This window comes from Arthrobacter sp. Y3221114, assembly GCF_059092625.1.
Map to the genome: position 1 here is coordinate 567,210 of NZ_JBNHHW010000002.1, position 24,607 is coordinate 591,816.

A 24,607-nucleotide genomic window follows, 5' to 3' on the forward strand; every position below is an offset into this window, starting at 1 on the left:
CATAATCGAGGTCATGTGGACGTCTGCCATTCTGACGGCGAAAGGCGTGGGCAGCGTCCGGGCATTCCATGGGTAAATCGCGCCGGAAGTTCCGGCATCCCCTGGCACGGTCATCTCACCCGCGCACGAACTGCACGTTACCGTAAAGTAACCAACGTTGCAAAACCGTGATCTTGGCGCTGCGTGTCGGGCGACGCTGCGGCGCGGAACAAGGGTATGGCCGCCCCCGCGAACTATTCCCAGCGAACGCCCCAGCACGTAGCCTAGGGAGTCCCTAGTGGATCGGAAGGACTTCCCATGGCAGACAATCCCAGTCCCATTGATATCCAGAAGGCGCTGGGCGGCGTCGACTACCCCGCTTCCGCCGCCGATTTGGTGAAGAACGCAGAAGAGTCCGGGGCCGGCGACGACGTCCTCTCGGCGCTCAAGAACCTTCCCGACCGGCAGTATGAAACGCCCGCGGAAGTCAGCAAGGCGGTTTCCGACAACAATTAGCGCGTCCTCGGCTCCACCGGCACCAGCCGGACGTCCACCAGGCTGCCGCCCTCGGCGGTAGCCGTCATGTACGTACAGACCGGCTGGCGGCGGCGGTCGGTTGGCGACCCCGGGTTCAGCAGCCGCAGGCCGCCGGGCGACGTGGTGTCCCACGGGATGTGGCTGTGCCCGAACACCAGGACGTCAACATCGGGAAAGCGGGCCTCGCACCGTTGTTCCCGGCCCTGCGCCGCTCCCGTTTCGTGGATCATGGCGAACCGGACGCCGTCGATGGTTGCCTCGGCAATCTCCGGCAGCCGCGAGCGCAGGTCGTCGCCGTCGTTGTTGCCGTACACCGCGACCAGCCGCCGGCTCCGCTCGTCCAGCTCGTCGAACAGGTCGGCGGTGACCCAATCGCCGGCGTGGAAGACGACGTCCGCCGCCTCCACCGCGTCCCACACCTGGTCCGGGAGGCGCCGCGCGCGTTTGGGCACATGCGTGTCCGCCAGCAGCAGCAAGGTGGTGGCCATACCGGCATCCTCGCATATCCGGTCAGAGATAAAGGGCCATCCGCAGCCCGAGCACCAGCATGACGACGGCGATCAGTCCGTCGAGCAGGCGCCAGGAGCCCGGCCGGGCGAAGAAGGGCCGCAGCAGCCGGGCGCCGAAACCGAGGGCGCTAAACCAGATAAGGCTGCCCGCCACGGCGCCGGCGCCGAAATACCAGCGCAGTTCCGGCCCCTGGGTGTTGGCGATGGAACCAAGCAGCAGGACCGTGTCCAGATAGACGTGCGGGTTCAGCCAGGTCAGGGCGAGCGCAGTGGCAGCCGTCGTGGCCAGTCCCCCGCCGGAGCGATTGGCCGAGGCGGTCAACACGCCCGGCCTGATCGCCCGTTTGGCGGCGAATACCGCGTAGGCCAGCAGGAACGCCGCCCCGCCCAGGCGGATGACGTCGACAACTGCCGGAGCGGCCTGGATGACCGCACCGATGCCGGCGATCCCGGCGGTGATCAGCAGGGCGTCGGAAACCGCGCAGATGAGTACGACGACGCCGATGTGCTCGCCGCGGATACCCTGGCGCAGCACGAAGGCGTTCTGCGCCCCGATGGCGACGATCAGGGCCAGCCCGGTTCCCAGGCCCAGCAAAACTGTGGGTGCAATAGCGGTAGTCACAACAGTCGACGCTACTGACAACCCGTGCATCAGTACAGCTAAAGAATTTTGGGTTACGTAAGCTGGACTTATGCAGCCGTTCCAGTTCGACCATCTGGCGACCTTCGCCGTCGTCGTCCAGGAAGGAAGCTTCGATGCGGCCTCCCATGCGCTCCACGTGACGCCTTCGGCCGTGTCCCAACGGATCAAGGCCATGGAGCAGGCGGCGGGGCAGGTCCTGTTGCAGCGCACCGCCCCGGTGCGGCCGACTGCTGCCGGAGACGTGGTGCTGCGGCTGGCGCGGCAGGTGCGGGTCCTGCAGGACGATGCGCAGCGCGAACTCGGCGGCAACGGTGACGGCGTGGCCCTGCCGCTGGTGGTCAACGCGGATTCGCTGGCCACCTGGTTCCTGGGCGCGCTGGCCCGCATGCCGCGCGAGCTGGGCGTGTTCTTCGAAGTCCAACGCGAAGACGAGCAGCATTCAACCTCGCTGCTGCGGGCCGGACGGGTGACGGCGGCGGTGACGGCCACGCCGGAACCGGTCCAGGGCTGCTCGGTGGAGGCGCTCGGCTCGCTGCGCTACCGGGCCGTCGCCAGCCCGGCCTTCCTGGAGCACTGGCGGCCCGCCGGGGCAGGGGACGCTGATGTGGCGTGGCTGGCGGCCGCGCCCGTGCTGGATTTCGACCGCAAGGACGACCTGCAGGAGCGCTTCTACCGGGAACTGACCGGCGCTGCCTTGGCGGCGCCGCGCCACTATTTGCCGGCCTCGGCGGAGTTTGCGGCAGCCGTCCGGCTGGGCTTCGGGTGGGCGCTGCTGCCGGAGCAACAGTGCCTGGCGGACGTTTTCAACGGGACGCTGCACGAGCTGGCCCCCGACCTGCCGGTGGACGTGCCGTTGTACTGGCAGCGCTGGAAAATCAGCTCGCCGGTGCTCGACGAACTGACTGCCTGCGTGCGGCAGACCGCCGGAGAACAGCTGCGCCAGCCCTAGCCTCACGGGCCGAAAATCACGCCGCGCGCGGCGTACCGCCCGTCGGCAGGAGCCCGTTTCTCCCCGCCCGGAGCCCGGGTGCCTGGCCCGACCCCTAGAGTGGAAGGGGAGATCCAGACGAAGGGGCACGATGCAAGACCGCATTCGCAACGCCCGCCTGCTCGAGCGCGTGATGTCCGCGGAGCAGGCGGCTGAACTGATCAAACCCGGCATGACGGTGGCCATGAGCGGCTTCACCGGGGCCGGTTATCCGAAGGCCGTGCCGCAGGCGCTGGCGGCGCGGATGGAAACCGCGCATGCGGCCGGGGAGCAGTTCAAGATCCGCGTGCTGACCGGCGCTTCAACGGCCCCCGAGCTCGACGGCGCCCTCGCCAAGGTCGACGGGATGCAGCTGCGGCTGCCGTACCAGTCGGACCCGGCGCTGCGCGAGCGGATCAATGCCGGCGAGCTGGATTACATCGACATGCACCTCAGCCACGTCGCCCAGCACACCTGGTTCGGCTTTTTCGGCGATGTCGACCTGGCCGTGGTCGAGGCCGTGGGCGTCCTCGAGGACGGACGGCTGATCCCGTCCACCTCGGTGGGCAACAACATGACCTGGCTCCGGGAGGCCAGCCGGGTCATCGTGGAGATCAACAACGCCCAGCCGCTCGGCCTCGAAGGCATGCACGACGTCTACCACGGCACCGCACTGCCGCCGGAACGCAGGCCCATCCCGCTCGTGAATCCGGACGACCGGATCGGTGAACCCTACCTGGAGGTGGATCCGGACAAGATCGTGGCCATCGTGCACACCGACGCGCCCGACCGGAACTCCCCCTTCAACCCGCCCGATGAAAACTCGCAGCAAATCGCGGGCCACCTGCTGGAGTTCCTGGACCACGAGGTCCGGCGCGGGCGCCTGACCGAGCAGCTGCTCCCGCTGCAGTCCGGGGTCGGCAATATCCCCAACGCCGTGCTGGAAGGCCTGGCGGCCGGCGGCTACCGCGGCCTGACCGCCTACACCGAGGTCATCCAGGACGGCATGCTGCAGCTGCTCAAGGAGGGCGTGCTGCGCATGGCCTCCGCCACGTCCTTCTCGCTCAGCCGCACCGGTCTGGAGGAGTTCAACGCGAACGTGGACTACTACCGCGAGCGCATCATCCTGCGCACCCAGGAAATCTCCAACCACCCCGAACTGGTCCGCCGGCTGGGCTGCATCTCGCTCAACGGGATGATCGAAGCGGACATCTACGGCAACATCAACTCCACCCACGTGGCCGGCACCAAGGTGATGAACGGCATCGGCGGCTCCGGCGATTTCGCCCGGAACAGCTACCTGTCCGTCTTCATGTCACCGAGCACCGCCAAGGGCGGGAAGGTCTCCAGCATCGTGCCGATGGCCAGCCACGTCGACCACACCGAGCACGACACGATGATCGTGATCACCGAGCAGGGGCTGGCCGACCTGCGCGGTCTCGCGCCGAAGCAGCGGGCGCGCAAGATCATCGAGACCTGCGCCCACCCCGACTATCGGCCGATGCTGCAGGACTACTTCGACCGTGCCTGCCGGGACAGCTTTGGCAAGCACACCCCGCACCTGCTCGGTGAGGCCTTGTCCTGGCACCAGCGCTTCGTGGAGACCGGCAGCATGCTCCCCGCGCAGCAGTAACGGCCGGCCTCGCCCACCCCGGGCGGAGGTCTGTCCGGCTCTCTGGCTCTCCAGCTCTCCAGCTCTCCGGCTCTCCGGCCGTCCGGCTCCCCGGCTCCCCGGCTCCCCGGCTCCCCGGCTCCCCGGCTCCCCGGCCGGGAGTATGACGCCGTCGTACCGGCGGTCTTTCGCCGCCCGGTGCGGCAGACGGTAGGCTGCTGGCTTGTACACGGGAGTCCGGTGAGCCGGGCTGAGAGGAAGCTTCTCAAGTTTCGACCGTTGAACCTGATCTGGATCATGCCAGCGCAGGGAGCAACCCTCACACCCGTGCCCTGTTCACTCAACAGAAGGGCGCGAAAATGCAGACATCCGACGGCATGCACCTGGTGGCGATGGTCAACCCGCCCACCAGCCAGTATTCGGAGAACTGGCGGCATCCGCTCTCCCGGCGCGACTGGCTGAGCGCGGAGTTTTATCTTGATCTGGGCCGGACACTGGAACGAGGCTGCTTCGACATGCTGTTCCTGCCCGACGCGCTGGCCGTCCCGGAGGACAACGCGGGCGACTTCGCCACCACGCTGGTCACGGGCGGCAAGGGCGCCATCTATCTCGACCCCTTGGTCACCCTGTCACTGGTTGCCGGGGCGACTCGGCACCTGGGGTTGGCCGCCACCATCTCCACGACGTTCACCCCTGCTTACACCATCGCCCGGAAGCTTCTCTCGCTGGATCACCTCTCCGGCGGCCGGGTCGCCTGGAACATCGTCACGTCCACCACGGACGCCGAGGCCGCCAACTTCGGCCTGCCCTCCATTCCGCCCAAATCGGAGCGTTACGACCGGGCCGACGACGTCGTCCAGACCGTGGTGGACCTGTGGGAAACTTGGGAGCCCGGGGCGCTGACACCGGATGCGCCGGCACGCCGGTTTGCGGATCCGGAGCGTGTCCACCGGATACCCGAACGGTCCCGCTCCGGCGGCGGCGACCGTCCGCTGGGCCGCGGTCCGATCACCCTGCCGCGCAGTCCGCAGGGAAGGCCGGTACTCATGCAGGCCGGATCCTCCCCGCGCGGCATGGAGTTCGCCGCCCGCTGGGCCGAGGTCGTGTTCGCCGTCGCCGACACTCCGGACGCCATGCGCGCGGTGCGGACCGAACTGCGGGCACGCGCCGCCGCCGCCGGACGGAATCCGGATCGGCTGGCCGTGCTCCCGGCCGTCCAGCCGATCACCGGCGCCACTCCCGCCGCCGCCCGCCAAGCCGTAATGGGCTTGGAGGCGGCGCTCGATGAGGAGGACGTTCTGACGAAGTTGGGCCGGCTCCTTCACGCAACCCGGGAGGACCTGAAGCCGGACGGCAGCGCCGAGGAGTTGCTGCTGGCCCATCGCGGGGCCACGGGCAGCGAGGGCTTTGAAGAGATGCTCCTGTCGGCAGCCCGCCGGGAATCGATGACCGTCCGCGAACTGGCGACGGCGCAGGCCATGAACCAACTGCACCCTCAGCCCGTGGGCGATCCGGCGGACATCGCCGACTACTTGTGCGAACTCTACGACTCTGAGGCGGCTGACGGTTTCGTGATCATGTCGGCCCTCTACCCCTCCTCGCTCGAAGAGTTCGTCAACGGGGTGGTGCCGGAGCTGCAGGCCCGGGGCCGGTTCCGGACGGCGTATTCGGGACGCACCCTGCGCGATCACCTGGGAGCCTCCCGGAAGGGCAGTCGCTCCGTCGCGTCTTAGCAGCGGTTCCGCGCCGGTTCAGCGCTGGTAGACCCTGGCGAGCACGGCGTCGAAGACCCGGTCGGGCAGGAGCCGGCGAGCGCCCATGATCGTCCGCGCGCCTCTGCCGACCGGGTACCGGCCGCGCGTGCGCCGTGCGGCCGCCACCCGGGCAATGCGGCGGCCAACGATGTCCGGCCGCGTTCCCGTGCGTTCCGTGTAGGCCCCGGCAATTGCCCGTGCCACGCTCTCCGCCTGCGGCGCGTAGGCCGTCCCTTGGGAACTCCGCTGCAGGCTTTCGACCGCGATGGCGTCCCACTCGGTCAGGATCGGCCCGGGCTCGACGATCACCACGTCGATGCCGAAGGGCCTGAGCTCCACTCGAAGGCAGTCCGACAAACCCTCGACCGCGAATTTCGCCGCGTGGTACCAGGCGCCCAGCGGTTCGTAGAACACGCCGCCGATCGAGGAGACGTTAATGATCCGCCCGCTGCCCTGGGCCCGCATGGCCGGGGCCGCCAGTTGGATGAGCCGCCCCAGCCCGAACAGGTTTACTTCGAACTGCTGCCGGGCGTCCTCCAGCGGCACGTTCTCAATCGCGCCGTATGAGCCGTAACCGGCATTGTTGACGAGCACGTCCAGCCGCCCCTGCTCCGAAAGGACTTGCTCCACCCCGCGCACCATCGACGCGTCGTCGGCCAGGTCCATCTCGAGGACGCGGACCCCGTGCTCTTCCAGCGGGCGCATCCGCTCCAGCCGGCGCGCGGCCGCATAGACGATGAAGCCGCCGCGTGCCAGCTCCCGGCACGTATGTTCCCCGATCCCGGAGGACGCTCCGGTTACCAGTGCGACTTTGTCCCTCACCATCACGCCCGCCTCACTTCTCCAATGCCATGACGACGGCGGCGCGCGCCTCGTCCGGCAGGTTCCGGGCCGCGCCGTCGGGAGCGAAGAGCCGCCGGTAACCGTCGAGTTCCACGGTCAGCGGTGCGCCGGCGCTTTGCCCCTTGGCGAGCGGCCACAGCACGGCAAGCTCCGTTGCGTCGTCGGCGCATTCGCTGTCAGCCGGATCCTTTGCGGCCGCCTTCAAGATGACGTCTATGGCCGGGCCCTCAAGGCTACCTCCCCTAAAAAACGTCCCGGACACGATCTCGAACACGTCAAACTCCAGGTTCGGCTGCGCGTCGGCGGGGCGCTCGTCGTCTTCATTCGTTATCCGCTCGGTCCGGTACTGGCAGATCTTCATCGTGTCGGCCTCGCCAGCGCTGGGCAGAAGGCCGGGGGAACCCGGCATGCCCTCGCCGCTGCTACGCGGCTGCGCGCCCGCCGTCTGCTCGAAAGGTACCAGCGCAGCCACTCCCGGCATCGGCTTGATGCCCCACTCGGCGGGGCAGCCAGCATCCAGCGCCGCCCTCGGCTGGATCAGTTCCCTCCGGTGCTGCTTCGACTCGATTACGGTCATGCCCGCCAGAACCTCGCGGACCCCCGGTTTGGTCTTGCCGCAGGAATCCGTCGGCCACGCGGCACGCATGGCCTTGCCGGCCGCATCCACGAGCCACAGATCGGGGACCATTTCCATGTCGGCGGTGCAGGCCAAATTCGCCCTGGGTCCGTCGCTGGGCTGCGCCAGCGCCTTTAACAGTGCGTCAATGTTTCCGGTGAGGCGCTCTTCCGTGAACGCCGACCACAGGCCATCCTCGTCCTCGACGGTTGCCATCGCCAGGGCGTCACAGCGGATGACGTCGACCAGCGCGAAGGCTTCGGGCACGCTGCCGGCCGCCGGCGGCGGAGGCGCGGACGGCCGCCCTGGTTCGACGATGTGCTGCACCGTGGTGCAATCGACGGCGTCGACCAGCTCGGCCTCGGGCCGTGTTTGTTCTCCGGGGTTTCCAGGTTGCTGCCCGCAGGCCGCCACGGTGGCGACGGTCAGCAATGCCGCCATCATCGGCCCGAGCAACCGCCCTCGGCCTCCCTGCCGCCGCTTATGCTTCACCGCGCCCGTCCCCCGATCACCGTCGATGCCGACAGTGTAGCGAGGCCGCCGACAAGCATGACGAGTGCCGCGGCTGAGGGACCGGAACCGACGGAGGGTTCAGGAAAGACGGCGGAACTCGCCTGCCCGGAGCTGGACATAAATCGGCAGTGCCAACTGGATGTGTGAGACGCCGACGGGCTCGTCAAGCAGTTCATTGATCGAGGTCTGCCCTTCCAGCTCGGTCACTTGGCGCCCATCCATGACTCGACCCTACGTCGACAGGACGCTCCCTTAACTAAGACACGCGAGCGCGTTCCACCAGCCGGTAGCCACCTGAGAGCGGATGTTGGAAAATTTACGCGTCGGGGGCTTCGCCCTCAACGGGGTCCCACCCCAATGAGGAGCGTTAGTTGCGGTTCCATTTGGGGTTGGCCTCAGGACGTGGCCCTCGTCCCAGAGGAGGTTCCGTGGGCAGCACCGTCCGGTTCCTGATCCTGGCGCTGATGTTGTTCGCGCTGCTTGCTATGCCGGGGTCCGCGGCCCTGCGATCGGATCCAAGCGCCATTGCAGGACTCGGAGATTCCATCACCCAGGCCGCAAACACCTGTTGCAAGCCCGGCAACTATCCGGCCCAGTCCTGGTCCACCGGCGACGGGCTGTCCGACGGCATTCAGAGCCACTATGAGCGGCTGGTTGCACTGCACCCTCAGACGAGCATCAGCAATTACAACAATTCCGCCGGCGGCGCCGAGGCCGCTGATCTGCCGGCGCAGGTGGCCATGGCCGTGGCCCAGAAGGCGGACTACATCACCCTCCTCATTGGAGCCAACGACCTGTGCGCCTCTTCGGCAGCAGCGATGACGTCCACCACCGACTTCACCGAACAGGTCGCTACTGCTCTCGAGGCTCTGCATCACGGGCTGCCGCACGCCAACATCTACGTCAGCAGCATTCCCGACCTTCATCGCCTGTGGTCCGTTCTGCGCACCGATCAGGAGGCCAGACGGGTCTGGGCGTCCAACGGAACCTGCCCGTCCATGCTCGGCGCCGAGGTCACCGAGAACCAGCGGCAGGAAGTTGTCGCCCGCGAGCTGGCCTTCAACGAGATCCTCGCCGACACATGCGCAAGGTATAAGAACTGTCACTGGGACCGCGGCGCCGTCTACGCCTACAGGTTCTCCGCCACCGAAATCAGCACCCTGGATTACTTCCACCCCGGCCCCGGCGGCCAGGCCGCACTGGCCGAACTGACGTGGCAGGCATTTCAGGGACGCCGTTGACCCCGGATAGGGGGACGGGCCGTGCAGCACACGGGCGCGTAGCAGATGAACAAGAGATATTTACTCAAAAGCGCGAGTAAGTTAGCAACTCTGATGCTTTTTCTGCGGCTAACTCCGGCACTCGTAAGATTTTGAGGTCCTTGTCAGCAACATTCGCTTCGCATAAAAACTCTTTTTCAGCGCGTGTTAGCTTGATCACCGTCCTTTCCGGCGGGCCCGCCGGAAAGCTCAACCAACGCTGCTACCTTCCGGAGGCACCATGGGATTCAGCTCCCCCACGCACACAGACGACAGCGCTGTCGCGCCCGGACCCGCTGCAGAAACACGACGCGGGTCCTCCCCGGGGACAGGGGCAGGCCGCACCTCCGGCAAGGCCGACAACGAACTCAAGCGCGGGCTGAGCAGCCGCCACCTGCAGATGATCGCCATCGGCGGTGCGATCGGCACGGGGCTGTTCGTGGCCTCGGGCGGCACGATTTCCCAGGCTGGTCCCGGCGGAGCCTTGGTCGCCTATGCGCTGGTCGGCCTGATGGTGTTCCTGCTGATGCAGTCGCTGGGCGAAATGTCGGCCAAGATTCCGGTGGCCGGCTCCTTCCAGACCTTTGCCACCCGTTTTGTCTCGCCGTCCTTCGGGTTCGCGATCGGCTGGAACTATTGGTTTAACTGGGCCATCACGGTGGCCGCCGAGCTGGTCGCCGCCGGAATCATTATGGATTTCTGGTTCCCGGGGGTCCCCGGCTGGGTGTGGGCCGGGGTCTTTCTGCTGGTCTTGACCGGGCTTAACGCCCTCTCCGCCAAGTCCTTCGGTGAGTCAGAGTTCTGGCTCTCCCTGATCAAGGTCGCCGCAGTGGTGCTCTTCCTGATCGCCGGCGTGCTGATGATCTTCGGCATCCTCGGGGACAACTCCCCGGGCCTGAGCAACTGGGAAAACCGCGATGAGGTGTTCCACGGCGGTTGGGTCTCGATCATCTCGGTCTTCATGATTGCAGGGTTCTCCTTCCAGGGCACCGAGCTGGTGGGCGTGGCCGCAGGCGAAGCCAAGAACCCGCGCCGCGAAGTGCCGAAGGCGATCCGCACGGTCTTTTGGCGCATCATGCTCTTCTACATTGGTGCCATCTTCATCATCGGCTGCCTGATCCCGTTCACCGATCCGAGTTTGCTGGCCTCCGGCGAGGCCGATGTCGCAGTATCCCCGTTCACGCTCGTCTTCTCGCGCGCCGGAATTGCCTTCGCGGCGGCGCTGATGAACGCGGTGATCCTGACCGCCATCCTCTCGGCGGGCAACTCGGGACTATATGCCTCCACGCGCATGCTTTATGCCATGGCCCATGACGGGAAGGCCCCGAAAATCTTCCGGAGAACCAATGCCCGCGGCGTGCCGATTCCGGCGCTGCTGGCCACCGCGGCGGTGGGTCTCTTCGGATTCCTCTCCGCGATCGTCGGTCAGGGCGCGGCCTACTCCTGGCTGCTGAACATGTCCGGCCTGTGCGGCTTCATCGTGTGGGCGGGAATCGCTGTCTCCCACTACCGCTTCAGGCGCGGCTTCCTGGCCCAGGGCAACAAGGTCAGCGACTTGCCGTACAAGGCCTCCCTGTTCCCCATCGGCCCGCTGCTGGCCTTCGCCCTGCTGGTCCTCGTGATCGCCGGACAGAACTACGAGGCCGTGCTTGCCGGACGGGGCATGGAGGTGCTTTCCTCCTACATTGGCTTGCCGGTCTTCATCGTTTTGTGGCTGGCCCACCGCTTCATCACCAAGTCCAAGGTGGTGCCGCTGCTCGAGATGGACCTCGGGGCACCCGAGGACCTCGAGGACGAACCCGCCGGCGCCACCCGGTGACCCTGCAGCCGCCGGGCTGCCCTGGCGCTGCGGGGCGCCGGCGGTAGCTGCCGAGCGTTATCCGCTCGGCACCGGCGCCGGTTCGTCAGCCGGAGCGGGCGCAGGGGCGGGCTCCTGCGCGGGGGCGGGTTCGGGCTGCGGTGTGCCGGTGGGTATCGGTGCCGGGGATGTCGTCGCCGTTCCGGGCTCGGGTTCACCGGCGGGTGTCTCTGCCGGGGCGGGTGGCTGCCCGCTGCCGGTGTCCGCCGGAGGTGTTGCCTCCGGAGACGAGCCCGTGTCGGAGGCCGGCTCTGTTTCGGACGCCGCGTCGGTGCCTGTGTCGGCGCTGCCGTCACCGATGGCGGCGTCTTGTTCGATGATGCCGAGAATGCGCTGCTTGTAGTCGTTCAGCCGGGCCTGGATTTCGTCCAGGGGAACGTCTTCGAGCGACCGGCCGTAGGCGGCGATCTCCTCCCACAGGGATGCCAGTTTCTCCATGCCTGCGTCGCTGAGCGGACCGTCGAGGGTGAGGACCAACTGGCTGGCGAGGGCGTAGGTGAGGCACTCGACGCAGTTGTAGTTGGCCGCCGCCGAAAGGTTTTGGGGGACGACGACGTCGGCCTGGCCGAGGATCAGGACAACCTGAAAACCGACGGCGACGGCGGTGCAGCCCCGGCACGAAGCGAAGGCGTAGGCCTCGTTCGTGGCGTCTACCGGTCCACCGTCGGCCCAGACAAGGGCGAAGGCGACGTCGTAGACCACGGATCCGTCCTCAACGTTGACGGCAAGGGCCTGGTTTCCGTCCTCCTCCGGGGCCAGCGGCCGGTCGAAGGGGAAGACCCAGGCCGGCGGTGTGCCGGTGCCGACGTCAGTACCGGTGGTGCCGGCACCGCCGTCGTTCGTCGGATCTTCGCCGATGTCCGCGGTGGCGGTCGCTTCGCGCCCAGGCTGATCGTCACGGGGAACAAGGACCATCGCCAGTTGTGGATTCTCCGCCGTCGGCAGGTCGGTACCGGACGGCCACGCCGCCACCGTTTGTCCTGCGCGGCCTTCGGTCAGCCCCGCCGATGACACCGGGGCGAAGGAAGCTGCCGCATCGAACAGGGTTCCGCGCTCGTAGGGCTGCACCGGGCGGTAGGCGCCGTCGTCGGGCCACCAGGCCCAGGCCAAACCGGCGAGAACGGCGACGGCGGCGGCCATGGCAGTCACCCGCCGGAGCGGCCGGCCACGGGTTTTCGCCCAGACCGCCGTGCCAAGCTGGCGGGCCAGGCGCAGCAGGATGTAGGCAATCCCGAGAATGGGAAGCGCGACGGCGGTGATCGCCAGGACACGCACGGCCATGCCGGCGAAGTCACCGTCCGAACCGGCATCGGCCAACAGCCTTTGTTGGTCCATGATGCTGGCCCAGGCCGTCCCCAGGACCCGGGGAAGCGAGACCACCATCATGAAGAGGCAGAACAGGAGCAGCGGAACCGTGACCAGGACCCAAGCTGTCACGACGGCCCTGGCCCAGGGCTTGAGCAGCTTGGGTTCGGGATCGGACCACCGCCAGGGCAGCAGCCCCAGCAGGGTGGGCTTGATCCGTTGGAACAAGTCGGGAACCCCGGTTGCGTCAGCGAGAATGTGGTAGCCGTCGAAGCGAACCAGGGGCAGCAGTTGGCGCACCATCTGCAGTATCTGGGTCACCACCACCAGCAGCAGCGCGTCGAAGCCGGTGAGCCACCAGGCAGCTATCGTGCCCACCACGACGATGGCGTTGAAGTACAGGCCGCCCAGATCCGTGCGGAGCCGGCCGCCGCGTCCCAGCCGGTAGGAGTCTGTGACGTCGGTGTAGAAGGCGGGCCAGATCAGGTACAGGCCAACGCCCATGGCTCCCGGCGTTGCGCCGCCGCGGCGCGCCCCGGCGGCATGGCCGAACTCGTGGAAGCCGGCTGAGAGAAGGGTGATGGCGAAAACCAGGAGCAGCAACCCGGGATTGGCGAAGGCTTCGTGCGTTGCCGAGCCGAGGCCCTTGACCATGAGCACCCACCAGCACGCCGCCAAAAAGGCCAAGGTCACGGGCAGGGCGATCAGCGGATGGAACAGGACGGCGAACGGAGCCGTCAGCTTCCGGGTCAGCGCGGGATCCGTGACCGTGTAGCGGAAGCGCATGCCCAGCAGCGGGCTGGCCTTTTTGACTTCCGGTTGCGAGCCGTCCGCGAGCCGCAGCAGGCCCAGCGGCAGCAGCTGTTTTTGGATCAGCGTCTGCACGTTTCCGGCAGTGATCAGCCTGCCGGACTTCCCGCCGGCGTGTTCGGCAATTTGGTCGAGGCTTCGGGAGCCGTCCACGCCCTCCAAAACCGCATAGAGCAGCGGAGTGAGCTGAAGCGTCTGGCCGTCCGCGCGCCGGACCAGCGCGGGCGGCTCCCGGTAGCCGGATCCCTGTGCCGGTCCGAGGAGCTGCACGCCGTCGGCCAGCGCCGGGACGTCAATCGAAGGCGCAGCAGACCGGCCGCCGGGCAGCACGTCACTCGTGGCCGGCGGCCGGCTCGGACTGATGCTCATTCAGGGACTATTGCTCGAGGTCGGACTGCTGGCCGGCATTGGCCTCGGCGCTGCCGTCGATCTGCTGGTTGATGATGGCGTCCTGCTGCGCCACCGCGACGGCATTGCTGTCGACCGAGCCGATATTCGCCGCCACCGCGGCGTCAATCGGCGCGGCAACGTTGGCGTTGGCGGCCACAGCACCGTTGATCGGGGCCGCAATATCGGCGTCAGCAGCCAGATTGACGTTGACGTTGAGCAGGTTCCCGTCGAGGGTCGACCCAAGGCCTTCCGTGACCGATCCGGTGTCGGGCAGGGTGCCGTCCGGCAGCGTGCCATCGGGAAGGGTGCCATCCGGCAGCAGCGCCGGTTCAGTGGCCTCCTGCCCGGTGGCGTTCTCCAGCGGAAGGCCGGAATCACCGGCGGCGGCCGTCCCGGCAGCGGAGCCGGCCGTTGCCCCGGCGTCGTCCACGGTGTCATTGCCCTGGTCGATGGTGCTGTCCTGAGTTGACTCGGCGGTCGCGTCCGCAGTGATGCCCTGGTCGATGATGACGCCCTGATCGGACAGGGCCTGCGCCGTGGAGCCGGACGAGAGGATGTTGGCCGAGGCGGCGGCATCGATGGGGGCCGCCACGTTGGCGTTGGCCGCGACGGCCAGATCGATCGGCGCGGCCGCATCGATGGCCAGGTCGAGATCGGCATTCAGATCCAGGATGGACGCGACTTCCTTGTCCGGCAGCGCCGTTCCGGACTGGGATTCGAGTTCCTCCGGCGACAGCGGCGTGCGTCCCTGTTCGTTGCTCATCAAAATCTCCGTCTCCGGCGCCTGGCGCCTTCCGTTCCAACCCGTGGTCGAGTTGATTATCGGCCCGGCGGCACCGGGCCCTGATCGTTTGCCCTCCTCTTCAGCACATCAACGCAAAGCATACTGATGAATCCTTTTATTGTGTAGGCGCCGGTGCGGTCACGGGCGTGCGGCGGCCGACGAGGCCCTGAATGTGCCGGGACGGGGAGTGACTGCCGGCGGGACCACCGGAGAGCAGGCGCCGGCGCTACCGGAGAGGCGGCCGTCGGGGGACCGGAGAGTAACGGCCGGCGGGACGGGACCTTGAATTGGCGGCCGGGCGCAACCTGGAACGGCGACGAGGCATGATGTTTGGCGGCGGGAATTTGGGATCCCGCGGGCACTGTGTGTAGGGTGTGAGGCGAATCACCCACAACTGAATGCCTTTTGAACCGTGGCGGGAGAGTCCTTTCCGCACACCATCCGGGCAGGCGCCGTAGGAGCAAATCCTCCCCAGGAATCTCTCAGGCCCATGTACCGCCGCGGCGAGGCAACTCTGGAAAGCAGTCAGGCAGCAGCCTGGCTCACCGACGGTGCAAGCGGATCACACTCCGCGGAATCTCTCAGGTCAGATACAGAGCGGGGAGGAACCCCAATCCCAGCCGAGCCCTCGGGCCGGCCCGATCTTGGAGTTCCTCATGACTTCCTACCTGCAGCGTCGCGTCCTCCGCAGACATTCAAAGACTTGGTTGCCGGCCCTGGCCCCACCTTGATCCCCGCCCCGTCGTTCCCGACGCCGGCGCCTGATCCTCGAGCCAAGGAGCCCGGGGATCCAACGGCCATCGATCGCTTCATCGAAGCCATGATCGCCGTCCGCAAGTGCTTCCACGAAGCTTCAAGGCAAACAAAAACGGGTGCACTGCAGGGACCGAGGCGGCCTCCTCCTCTCCTCAACAAAAGCGTGTTTACGAAAGGCATCACAGTGAGCAAAGTCAACGCGGAACTACGATACTCCGCAGAGCATGAATGGGTGGCCGCAGACGGTTCCGGCCCGTCCAGGATCGGCGTTTCTGCCGTGGCAACCGAGGCACTGGGCGACATCGTGTACGTGGATCTTCCCGAGGTCGGCACCGTCGTCACGGCCGGCGAGACCTGCGGTGAAATCGAGTCCACCAAGTCCGTTTCGGATCTCTACTCTCCGGTGACCGGCGAGGTCACCGAAGTCAACGGCGACGCCGTGGCCAATCCCGCCGTGATCAACGATGATCCCTACGGCGCGGGCTGGCTCTTCACCGTCCAGGTGTCGGAGGAAGGCCCATTGCTCTCCGCCGAGGAGTACGCCGCCGCCAACGGTGGTGAAGTAGCATGACCGCGGCCATGACGGCGGTCGCCAGCGCCAGCCTGAACGCGGACCTGGGCGTCCTCGATCCGGAAATCGCCGCCCAGATCGACAACGAGCTGCGCCGCCAGCAGGCCGGGCTGGAAATGATCGCCTCGGAGAACCACACCTCTGTCGCCGTCATGCAGGCCCAGGGCTCGGTGGTGACCAACAAGTACGCCGAAGGTTACCCGGGACGCCGGTACTACGGCGGCTGCGAGCACGTCGACGTGATCGAGCAGCTGGCCATCGACCGGGTCAAGGAGCTGTTCGGGGCCGGCTTCGCCAACGTCCAGCCGCACTCCGGTGCGCAGGCCAACGCCTCGGTGATGCACGCCCTGATCAAGCCCGGCGACACGATCCTGGGCCTGAACCTGGCCCACGGCGGGCACCTGACCCACGGCATGAAGATCAACTTCTCCGGCAGGCTCTACAACGTGGCCGCCTACGGCGTCTCCGAGGAGGACCACCGGGTCGACATGGCCGAGGTGGAGCGGCTGGCGCAGGAGCACAAGCCGCAGCTGATCATCGCCGGCTGGTCCGCCTACCCGCGCCAGCTCGACTTCGCGGAGTTCCGCCGGATCGCGGACGCCGTCGGGGCGTACCTGATGGTGGACATGGCGCACATCGCCGGCCTGGTGGCGGCGGGCCTGCACGCCAGCCCGGTGCCGCACGCCCACGTGGTCACGTCCACCACGCACAAGACGCTGGCGGGTCCGCGCGGCGGCATCATCCTGACCAACGAGGCCGACATCGCCAAGAAGATCAATTCTGCGGTGTTCCCCGGCCAGCAGGGCGGGCCGCTTCAACATGTCATCGCGGGCAAGGCCGTGGCGTTCAAGATCGCCGCGTCCGAGGAATTCGCCGACCGCCAGCGGCGCACGCTGGCGGGCGCACGGATCCTGGCCGAGCGGCTGTCGCAGCAGGACGTCGCGGAGAAGGGCATCACGGTGCTGACCGGCGGCACCGACGTGCACCTGGTCCTGGTTGACCTGCGCAATTCCGAGCTGGACGGCCAGCAGGGCGAGGACCTGCTGGCGGCCATCGACATCACGGTCAACCGCAACGCGGTGCCGTTCGACCCGCGGCCGCCCATGGTCACCTCCGGCCTGCGCATCGGCACGCCGGCGCTGGCCACCCGCGGCTTCGGCGACGAGGCGTTCCACCAGGTCGCGGACATCATCGCCGAAGCCCTCATCGCCGGACCGGCCGCGGACCTGTCCGGCCTGAAGGCCCGGGTGGAAGCACTGGCCCAGGCGCATCCGCTCTACCCGGACCTGGCACCGGTTTCCACACCAACCGAAGGTCGTTAAGGAGCATCATGGCCGTCGGCGTCTTCGACCTCTTCACCGTGGGCATCGGTCCCTCCAGTTCGCACACCGTCGGCCCGATGCGGGCAGCCGCAGTCTTCGCCGGGGAACTGGTGTCAACGGGTGTGCTGGACCGGGTCGCCGGGCTGCGGGTGGACCTGTACGGATCCCTCGCGGCCACCGGCCGCGGCCACGGCACCTTCACGGCGGTGATGCTCGGGCTGGAAGGCTTCCAGCCCGAGCAAATCCTGCCCGACGACGTCGAATCCCGCCTGGCAGAGATGGCCTCGACCGGCGAGCTGCAGCTGTGCGCGCGGGTCGAGGGCTCGGCCGGACTGACCCTGGACTACAGGGTCGAGGACATGGTGCAGCATCCGCTCACCGTGCTGCCCCGGCACACCAACGGAATGAAATTCCAAGTGACCGACGACGCCGGCGCGGTCCTTCACGAGGCGACGTTCTTCTCCGTGGGCGGCGGCTTCGTGGTCCGCGACGGCGAGGAAAGTGCGGCAGCGCGTGAACTGGACGCCTCCAAGGAGGGGCTCCCCTACCCCTTCCGGACGGCGGCGGAACTGCTGGAACACTCCCGCAACACCGGCCTGGGCATCAGCGACATCATGATGCTCAACGAGAAGGCCTCACGCTCCGAGGCGGACATCCGTGCCGGCCTGATCCACATCTGGCAGGTGATGGAGGAATGCAAGGACTCCGCCATCAAGCGCGAAGGTCTCTTGCCCGGGGGGCTCAACGTCCGCCGTCGGGCCCCCGCCTGGCATGAGCGGCTGCGCAAGGAAGACAAGGACCGGGACCACAAGTACTGGCAGGAATGGGTCAATCTCGTGGCCCTGGCCGTGAACGAAGAGAACGCCTCGGGCGGCCGCGTCGTCACCGCACCAACCAACGGAGCGGCCGGAATCATCCCCGCGGTCATGTTCTACGCCACGCACTACGCGCCGGGCATGGACAAGGCCACGCAGGCGGACAAGGACGACGTCATCGTGAAGTTCCTGCTGGCAGCCGCCGCCGTCGGGGTCCTCTACAAGGAGCAGGCCTCCATCTCCGGCGCCGAGGTCGGCTGCCAGGGCGAGGTGGGCTCCGCGTCCTCCATGGCCGCAGCGGGACTGGCCGAGGTGATGGGCGGCAGCCCGGCGCAAGTGGAAAACGCCGCCGAGATCGCCATGGAGCACAACCTGGGACTGACCTGCGACCCGATCGGCGGCCTGGTGCAGATCCCCTGCATCGAACGCAACGCCATCGGCGCCGCCAAAGCCGTGAACGCGGCCAAGATGGCGCTCTGGGGCGACGGCACGCACCGCGTCTCGCTAGACGAAGTCATCATCACAATGCGCGAAACCGGCAAGGACATGAGCTCCAAGTACAAGGAAACCGCAATGGGAGGACTGGCCGTCAACGTCGTCGAATGCTAGGCGCCCGGCCAGCCGCAGCGAACGCAGCATTCGCCTGACAGCCGCCGCGGATCCGGTCAGGCCAGCCAGCGCCGCCAGCGTGACTGCTCCGGTTCCGGCGTTGGTTCCGGCTCCGGCTCCTCACCCAAGGCCAGCGCGGCCTCGACGATGTCGTCCTCGGTGAGCGTCATGACGGCCTCACGATCGAGCGCATCGAAACTTCGTTCCCCGTCCAGCGACAGCCGCAGCGCCTGGCGGTTGAGCGCCTGCTCGAACAGCGTGCGGGCGAACCGTGCGTTGCCGGAGTCCTCGCCCGCGTGAAGCCCGGTGAAAATGCGGCGCAGCATCTGGTCCGCACCCGGCTCCAGCGTGTACTCGTGTTGGGCCAGCATCTGGTGGAAGATCGTCTGGAGTTCGTCGATGGAGTAGTCGGGGAACGTGATCTCGCGGGCGAATCGGGAGCGCAGTCCGGGGTTCGAGAGCAGGAAGGACTCCATCAGTTGCGGGTACCCGGCCACGATCACGACCAGGCGGTGGCGGTGGTCCTCCATCCGCTTGAGCAGGACCTCGATCGCCTCGGGACCGAAGTCCGCCCGGCCGTCGTCCGGGGCCAGCGCGTAGGCCTCATCGATGAACAGGACACCATCCAGCGCACGCCGGATCACCCGGTCCGTCTTGATGGCGGTCGCGCCGACGTACTGCCCCACCAGGCCCGAACGGTCGACCTCGACCAGGTGGCCTTTCTGCAGTAGACCGACCGCGCGGTACATCTCGGCCAGGAGCCGCGCCACGGTGGTCTTGCCCGTGCCCGGATTTCCGAGGAACACCAGATGCTGTGATGTGGCCACCTCCGGCAGGCCGTGCGCCTTACGGCGGGCCTGGACCTGGAGTAGTGCGACGAGGGCCCGCACCTGTTCCTTCACGGTCCCCAGTCCGACCAGCGTGTCGAGCTCGGCCTGCACCTCGGACAGCGGCCGGGCCGGCCCGGGCCTCGCACCGATGCGATCACCGACCAGGTCGTCGACGCGCTCCGAACCGTGCAGCTTGAGCTGATCGGCCAGATGGCCGACGGTTTCGCGCAGGTCGTCGAGCGGATTGCGGCTGGCAGCCATGCATCCACTGTAGTACCCGGTTCCCGACCGGGGTGAGGTTGGCCTCACTAGTACCACCCCCCCCTTTTTGGCCGTAGTTCACGCGACACAGGAGTCTCCGTTGGATAATGCGCGGAGAAGCGCACTCCGGAAGACGTTTGCCCGTGACCTCGCCTCGCGGATTCCGGGACTGTCGGCCCGCCTGCAGTCCACCGGAGCCGGAATGGCCCGTCCGATGCCGGCACAGGAACTCTGCGAGATCGTCCGGGTCGCATTCGATCCCCCCGCAGCGCTGATCATTGATGAAGCCCACGCCGCCGGATCCCGGGTATCCCTGACCTGGGGCGAGGTCGACCCGACCGCGACGCAGGCGAACTGGGACGACTACCGGCACGAGGGCGCGTTCTCGCCTCCTGGACCATGACCGGCGCACCCCGCGGGTCCGTGAACTCCTCAGTCCTTTCCCGGTTGCCGGTCCCGGCGCCCGCGGCTGGTCCGGACGGGGCGGCGGCATGGCCCGGCTCGTCCCGTCCGTAAAGGAATACCGGGGAACGACGGTCCAGGTCTGCGGCCTCTGGCCGTTGTCCTCCGGTGCGTCATCGCCCATGATCAGCGTCCCGCTGGGCCGCCATGAAGAAACCCAGGCCACGGTCTGCTGTGACCCGATCAGCTGGTTCCAGCGCGCACGGCTCATCTCCAACCCCTCCGCCTTCATCCCCGGCAAACCCGGACTGGGTAAGTCCACGCTGGTCCGCCGCATGTTTCTGGGCCTCTCCGCCCAAGGCATCCATCCCCTGGTCCTTGGGGACCTGAAGGGTGAGCACGTCAAAGCAGTCGAGGCCCTGGGTGGGCAGGTCATCAAGCTCGGCCGTGGTGTTGGGTACCTGAACATCTTCGATCCCGGGCAGGCCGTCGAGGTTGCCGAGCTCCTTGAGGCACACGGCCACCACGAAGCCGCCACCCGGGTCCGGGCCGACGCGCACGGCCGCCGCCTGAACATGGTCGTCTCGCTGATCACCATCAGCCGGAACAACCCGCCCACCGATCAGGAACAGACCATCCTGGACCGGGCACTAAGGGTCCTAGATGACCGGTTCGACGGCATCCCTGTTCTGAAAGACCTCCTGGACGTCATCGTCTCCGCACCGGATGAACTGCGTCAGGTCGCACTGGACCGCGGCGACATGAACATCTACCTGCAGGAGACACGGGCGCCGGAAGCAACTCTGCTGGGCCTGACCGGCGGAGGAAAGCTGGGAGAAATTTTCTCCCGGCAGACCACCAACCCGATGAGGCGGGACCGCGCCGTGGTCTTCGACGTCTCCAGCATCGACGAAACCGAAACGGACCTGCAGGCCGCCGTGCTGCTCGCCGGCTGGTCCTACGGATTCGGAACCGTGAACGTCGCCAACGCCCTCGCGGACGCGGGCCTGGAACCGCGCCGGAACTACTTCGTGGTCCTGGACGAGCTGTGGCGGGCGCTGCGCTCCGGCAAGGGCATGGTTGACCGGGTGTACGCCCTGACCCGCCTGAACAGGTCCGTCGGCGTCGGACAGATCATGATTTCCCACACCATGTCCGATCTGCTGGCGCTGCCGGCAGAAGAGGACCGGATGAAAGCCAAAGGTTTCGTGGAACGCTCGGGCATGGTGATCTGCGGCGGTCTGCCGGCCTCGGAGATGCCCCTGCTGACCTCCGCGATTCCCCTCTCCCGCGAGGAGCAGCAGAAGCTCATCTCGTGGCAGGATCCGCCTGCCTGGGACTCACGCGGTCTCGATGTCGACCCCCGGGCCGGGGCAAGTTCCTGATCAAGGTCGGCGGCCGGCCGGGCATCCCCGTTCAGATCGGGCTGACCTCCATCGAGAAGAACGACGGCCTGAACGACACCGACACCCGCTGGCACCCACCCGCCAAACCTCCCCTGGGACCGGTGGCTGCCCGGTTGCCCGGCGAAGGAGGAACGCTGTGAGTGCTCCAAACCGTAAGGGAATGGGCCTGGGGGATGCCCTGCTGGTCTGGCTGGCCATTGCGTTCATCATCGTCTTCGGCGGAGGCCTCATCGGCAAGGACGGATCAACGGACCCGACATTGACCTTCTGCGCAAAGAAACCACCGCCACTATCAACGGCGCCGACGACTCACACTTCAAGGACCCCGAATTCGTCAAAGCCGCCAAGGACATGCGCGAAACCAGGCTCCTAGCCGAGGGCGGCTTCAACGGCTCCCAGTCCGCGTCAATGGAACAGCGCTACGAGAGAGCCGAGAAGGAACTCTTCACCCGCCTCGAAGGTGTCGGCCGCGAGATTGATAACCGCGTCACCGGCGACGATAGCGGCCGGCTTCACGCGCAGGGCCTGAATTCTGAAAGCACGTCGGCCGCCGGGTATGGTTCAGCTGAGCGTCAGGAAGCTTTCGCAGCATCCTTGGCAACTACTGGCGCCAATGAAAATCAGGTTCGGGGTCGCGCAGCGGCAGAGCGCAGCGAGGGCACACACCCCAGCGCAGCCGTCACCCTGGGCAAAAAGGCACAGCCAAGGCAAAAAAGACCCGTACCGGGGCAGCTATGGGCGCGGAGCGGGCCAGGAGCGCTCCCTCACGATAGGACATAACTTGCTCCACTTGTCGGGCTGAATCAGCGATGCAATGCCCACGCCTGCGCCGGAGGGTTCAGAGACGAAGAGGCAGGGCGGCAGCTCCACCAGCAGGGCTCCCTCGAACCGCAGGGGTATCCTCGGGGGCCTCACCCGGCGAGACCGGCCTCTTTGTAGTATCCCTCGATGTGGACTGCCACGAGAAAGGCCGCCCGGGCGCCATCGTTGTCGTTGATCGCTGCCAAGATCTCCCGGTGCTCGGCCCGGAGGCGTGCTGAGGTGGCGTCCCAGTCGGGCAGGTTGGCCGTGAGTTTGCCCGCGTAACTTTGGATGGCTTCCCGAAGGGAGCCCATCATGGCGCTGACGACTGCGTTCCCCGCCGCTTCTGCGAGAGCCACGTGGAAGCGGACGTCCAACCCGAGGAACTCTTCCGCATCGGGAGTGGAGTCCATCCGCTCGAGAAGCGTCGCGGCTTCTATAAGCGCCGGCGAATCGGTCCGGGCACGTTCCACAGCCCAGGATTCGAGCAGCACGCGCGTCTGCACAATGTCCGCCACCGGCAGGTGGGAGGTGGCGACGTGGAGCCGCAGCGTCGAGCCTAGGGCCGCCGTCGGGTCCGCTATCACCACGGTGCCGGACTCCGGGCCGGACCCCACGCCGGCACGGACAACACCCATGGCCTCCAAAACCCGGATCGCTTCACGGACCGATGTGCGGGAGACCTGCAGCTGTTCGGCGAGGGTGCGTTCCGCAGGGAGCCGCCCGCCGAGAGCAAGCCGGCCGCCGGAGAACTGGTTCTCGATCCACTGCAGGACAAGCTGGTGGGTGCGCATGGACCAATAGTACCTGCTGTGGTTGGACCACATCAGGTATGGTGTGGCTGGACCACATCGCACACCCGCTCCCAAGCCCCTGGAGGCAGCAATGACGCAGACCATCGATCCCGGCAACCCACTGGCCCCCACCGCGCCGGCGGCCACCACTCCGGCCGCGACGGCGGGGGTCTCCAATCCCGCCGCCACGGCGCCGCTTACGGGTCCGGCCCCCCCCGCGCTCAAGCGCCGGATCCCCCGATATCCGGACCTCGCCCCGCTGATGCAGTTCAAGAAGCCCGAGTTTAGCCGCGCGGCGAAGCTGCGCCGCGCCAGCACCATCTGGGACCTGCGGGACATGGCGAAGCGCCGCACGCCGCAGGCACCTTTCGACTACACCGACGGCGCGGCCGAAGCCGAGATCACCCTGCGGCTGGCGCGCCAGGCATTCCTGGACATCGAGTTCCGTCCCGGCATCCTGCGCAACGTCTCCAGCATCGACCTGAGCACCGACATCCTGGGCCGGCCGTCCAGGCTGCCGGTAGGGATAGCCCCGACCGGCTTCACTCGGATGATGCAGTCCGAAGGCGAGTACGCCGGGTCCCAGGCCGCGGAAGCCGCCGGCATCCCGTACACGCTGTCCACCATGGGCACGGCCTCCATCGAGGACGTTGCCCAGGCTGCGCCCTACGGCAGGAACTGGTTCCAGCTGTACCTGTGGACGGACCGGGACCGCTCACTGGAATTGATTGAACGTGCGGCCATGGCGGGAAATGACACGCTGATGGTGACTGTGGACACCGCCGTCGCCGGCGCCCGGCTCCGGGACGTGCGCAATGGCATGACCATCCCGCCCGCACTCACCCTCAAGACCGTGCTGGACGCGTCCTACCGTCCGGCCTGGTGGTTCAACTTCCTCACCCACGAGCCTCTGACGTTCGCGTCGCTCTCCCGCTATACCGGCACCGTGGCGGACCTCATCAACTCCATGTTCGATCCCACGCTCACGTTCGAGGACCTCGACTGGCTGCGGGAAACATGGACGGGCAAGCTCGTGGTCAAGGGCATCCAGACCGTCGAGGACGCCCGCAAGGTGGTCGACCACGGGGCCGACGGCATCGTGCTGTCCAACCACGGCGGACGCCAGCTGGACCGCGCCCCCATTCCGTTCCACCTGCTGCCCGAGGTGTCCGCCGCGCTCAAGGCGGACAACAGCGATGCCGCCATCGTCCTGGACACCGGCATCATGAGCGGAGCGGACATCATCGCCGCCCTGGCCCTCGGCGCGGACTTCACCCTGATCGGCCGCGCCTACCTCTACGGACTCATGGCTGGCGGCCGGGCCGGGGTGGACCGGGCACTGCAGATCCTGGAAACCGATATGCAGCGCACCATGGCCCTGCTCGGGGTCGGCAAGATCTCCGACCTGACCCCGGACCACGTCCGGATCCAGATGCCGATGGCTCACAGGGGCCCTACTTTGCGGTAATCCAGAGGACAGTCTTGCGAAGAGACCTCCGCTGCGCGTCCAGCCGTGGCAGCTGATAATGCCTTCACCGTGTCTTGCGCGACTTCTCGGACCGAGGCCGGGAATCCGTGGGGGTGCGGTCTGACAGCGAACGGGTTGCACGCCAATGGGGACAGCTTGAACTGTGCGGAGGGCTCCACCTGACCCCAATGGG

General features: G+C 67.2%; 20 protein-coding genes, 1 pseudogene and 2 riboswitches. Of the genes and pseudogenes, 12 read left to right on the plus strand and 9 right to left on the minus strand.

Annotated elements, in window-relative coordinates:
• The first annotated feature begins 297 nt into the window (after positions 1–297).
• Entirely contained in the window at positions 298–495 is a 198-nt protein-coding gene (locus AC5RV3_RS06780) for a DUF2795 domain-containing protein (protein ID WP_494112281.1), read from the plus strand.
• Here AC5RV3_RS06780 and AC5RV3_RS06785 read toward each other — a convergent pair.
• Together AC5RV3_RS06785 and AC5RV3_RS06790 are read right to left on the minus strand one after the other, a co-directional pair.
• Positions 492–1,004, minus strand: coding sequence for a metallophosphoesterase family protein (locus AC5RV3_RS06785; RefSeq protein WP_494121456.1), 513 nt, complete (start codon positions 1,002–1,004; stop codon positions 492–494). The two genes, AC5RV3_RS06780 and AC5RV3_RS06785, sit on opposite strands and share 4 nt — an antisense overlap.
• Before the next feature lie 22 nt (positions 1,005–1,026).
• Positions 1,027–1,647 carry a LysE/ArgO family amino acid transporter gene (locus AC5RV3_RS06790; RefSeq protein WP_494121457.1) on the minus strand — a complete coding sequence of 207 codons (621 nt, stop codon included), beginning with the start codon at positions 1,645–1,647 and terminating at the stop codon, positions 1,027–1,029.
• Positions 1,648–1,717: 70 nt separating this feature from the next.
• Here AC5RV3_RS06790 and AC5RV3_RS06795 point away from each other — a divergent pair, with 70 nt between their 5' ends.
• From AC5RV3_RS06795 to AC5RV3_RS06805, 3 genes are all read left to right on the plus strand, one after another.
• Complete coding sequence (locus tag AC5RV3_RS06795) at positions 1,718–2,617, plus strand: LysR family transcriptional regulator ArgP (protein WP_494121458.1); 900 nt, start codon at positions 1,718–1,720, stop codon at positions 2,615–2,617.
• A gap of 130 nt (positions 2,618–2,747) precedes the next feature.
• Positions 2,748–4,268, plus strand: coding sequence for a succinyl-CoA:acetate CoA-transferase ScpC (scpC, locus tag AC5RV3_RS06800; protein ID WP_494121459.1), 1,521 nt, complete (start codon positions 2,748–2,750; stop codon positions 4,266–4,268).
• A gap of 198 nt (positions 4,269–4,466) precedes the next feature.
• A riboswitch (TPP riboswitch) is annotated at positions 4,467–4,576 on the plus strand.
• Between the two features lie 30 nt (positions 4,577–4,606).
• Positions 4,607–5,980 carry an NtaA/DmoA family FMN-dependent monooxygenase gene (locus tag AC5RV3_RS06805; RefSeq protein WP_494121460.1) on the plus strand — a complete coding sequence of 458 codons (1,374 nt, stop codon included), beginning with the start codon at positions 4,607–4,609 and terminating at the stop codon, positions 5,978–5,980.
• An 18-nt stretch (positions 5,981–5,998) separates the two neighbouring features.
• Here the strand turns inward: AC5RV3_RS06805 and AC5RV3_RS06810 are convergent, their stop codons facing one another.
• The 3 genes from AC5RV3_RS06810 to AC5RV3_RS06820 all read right to left on the minus strand — a co-directional run bounded on the left by AC5RV3_RS06810 (position 5,999) and on the right by AC5RV3_RS06820 (position 8,195).
• A complete protein-coding gene (locus AC5RV3_RS06810) occupies positions 5,999–6,826 on the minus strand; it encodes an oxidoreductase (RefSeq protein WP_494121518.1) in 828 nt (275 codons plus the stop codon).
• Between the two features lie 10 nt (positions 6,827–6,836).
• On the minus strand, positions 6,837–7,904 hold the full coding sequence (locus tag AC5RV3_RS06815; RefSeq protein ID WP_494121461.1) for a hypothetical protein: 1,068 nt from the start codon (positions 7,902–7,904) through the stop codon (positions 6,837–6,839).
• Positions 7,905–8,051: 147 nt separating this feature from the next.
• On the minus strand, positions 8,052–8,195 hold the full coding sequence (locus tag AC5RV3_RS06820) for a hypothetical protein (protein ID WP_494107199.1): 144 nt from the start codon (positions 8,193–8,195) through the stop codon (positions 8,052–8,054).
• A 206-nt stretch (positions 8,196–8,401) separates the two neighbouring features.
• Here AC5RV3_RS06820 and AC5RV3_RS06825 point away from each other — a divergent pair, with 206 nt between their 5' ends.
• Together AC5RV3_RS06825 and AC5RV3_RS06830 are read left to right on the plus strand one after the other, a co-directional pair.
• Positions 8,402–9,214 carry an SGNH/GDSL hydrolase family protein gene (locus AC5RV3_RS06825; protein ID WP_494121462.1) on the plus strand — a complete coding sequence of 271 codons (813 nt, stop codon included), beginning with the start codon at positions 8,402–8,404 and terminating at the stop codon, positions 9,212–9,214.
• Between the two features lie 259 nt (positions 9,215–9,473).
• Positions 9,474–11,051 (plus strand): amino acid permease, encoded by a 1,578-nt coding sequence (locus AC5RV3_RS06830; protein ID WP_494121463.1) that lies wholly within the window; start codon positions 9,474–9,476, stop codon positions 11,049–11,051.
• 57 nt (positions 11,052–11,108) lie between these two features.
• Here AC5RV3_RS06830 and AC5RV3_RS06835 read toward each other — a convergent pair whose 3' ends face one another.
• Together AC5RV3_RS06835 and AC5RV3_RS06840 are read right to left on the minus strand one after the other, a co-directional pair.
• A complete protein-coding gene (locus AC5RV3_RS06835) occupies positions 11,109–13,574 on the minus strand; it encodes a zinc metalloprotease (RefSeq protein WP_494121464.1) in 2,466 nt (821 codons plus the stop codon).
• Positions 13,575–13,581: 7 nt separating this feature from the next.
• Positions 13,582–14,358 carry a peptidoglycan-binding protein gene (locus tag AC5RV3_RS06840; RefSeq protein WP_494121465.1) on the minus strand — a complete coding sequence of 259 codons (777 nt, stop codon included), beginning with the start codon at positions 14,356–14,358 and terminating at the stop codon, positions 13,582–13,584.
• A 427-nt stretch (positions 14,359–14,785) separates the two neighbouring features.
• A riboswitch (glycine riboswitch) is annotated at positions 14,786–14,887 on the plus strand.
• Positions 14,888–15,319: 432 nt separating this feature from the next.
• Here AC5RV3_RS06840 and gcvH point away from each other — a divergent pair.
• The 3 genes from gcvH to AC5RV3_RS06855 are packed head-to-tail and all read left to right on the plus strand — an operon-like array spanning position 15,320 to position 18,452.
• Positions 15,320–15,706: a glycine cleavage system protein GcvH gene (gene gcvH, locus AC5RV3_RS06845; protein WP_494121466.1), complete on the plus strand. Its 387-nt coding sequence runs from the start codon at positions 15,320–15,322 to the stop codon at positions 15,704–15,706.
• Positions 15,703–17,028, plus strand: a complete 1,326-nt coding sequence (glyA, locus tag AC5RV3_RS06850) for a serine hydroxymethyltransferase (protein WP_494121467.1) — start codon at positions 15,703–15,705, stop codon at positions 17,026–17,028. The genes gcvH and glyA overlap by 4 nt, the downstream gene beginning before the upstream one ends.
• Positions 17,029–17,036: 8 nt before the next feature.
• Positions 17,037–18,452 carry an L-serine ammonia-lyase gene (locus AC5RV3_RS06855; RefSeq protein ID WP_494121468.1) on the plus strand — a complete coding sequence of 472 codons (1,416 nt, stop codon included), beginning with the start codon at positions 17,037–17,039 and terminating at the stop codon, positions 18,450–18,452.
• A 56-nt stretch (positions 18,453–18,508) separates the two neighbouring features.
• Here AC5RV3_RS06855 and AC5RV3_RS06860 read toward each other — a convergent pair whose 3' ends face one another.
• Positions 18,509–19,543 (minus strand): AAA family ATPase, encoded by a 1,035-nt coding sequence (locus AC5RV3_RS06860; protein WP_494121469.1) that lies wholly within the window; start codon positions 19,541–19,543, stop codon positions 18,509–18,511.
• 100 nt (positions 19,544–19,643) lie between these two features.
• On the opposite strand from AC5RV3_RS06860, the gene AC5RV3_RS06865 reads away from it, so the two are divergent.
• Both AC5RV3_RS06865 and AC5RV3_RS06870 read left to right on the plus strand, forming a co-directional pair.
• Positions 19,644–19,946: an SCO6880 family protein gene (locus AC5RV3_RS06865; RefSeq protein ID WP_494121470.1), complete on the plus strand. Its 303-nt coding sequence runs from the start codon at positions 19,644–19,646 to the stop codon at positions 19,944–19,946.
• Positions 19,936–21,491: pseudogene (locus AC5RV3_RS06870) on the plus strand (putative type IV secretion/conjugal transfer ATPase). Before AC5RV3_RS06865 ends, AC5RV3_RS06870 begins: the two are co-directional and overlap by 11 nt.
• Before the next feature lie 771 nt (positions 21,492–22,262).
• On the opposite strand, the gene AC5RV3_RS06875 reads toward AC5RV3_RS06870, so the two are convergent.
• A complete protein-coding gene (locus AC5RV3_RS06875) occupies positions 22,263–22,946 on the minus strand; it encodes a FadR/GntR family transcriptional regulator (RefSeq protein WP_494121471.1) in 684 nt (227 codons plus the stop codon).
• 91 nt (positions 22,947–23,037) lie between these two features.
• On the opposite strand from AC5RV3_RS06875, the gene AC5RV3_RS06880 reads away from it, so the two are divergent.
• Complete coding sequence (locus AC5RV3_RS06880; RefSeq protein ID WP_494121472.1) at positions 23,038–24,414, plus strand: alpha-hydroxy acid oxidase; 1,377 nt, start codon at positions 23,038–23,040, stop codon at positions 24,412–24,414.
• Positions 24,415–24,607: the final 193 nt, after the last annotated feature.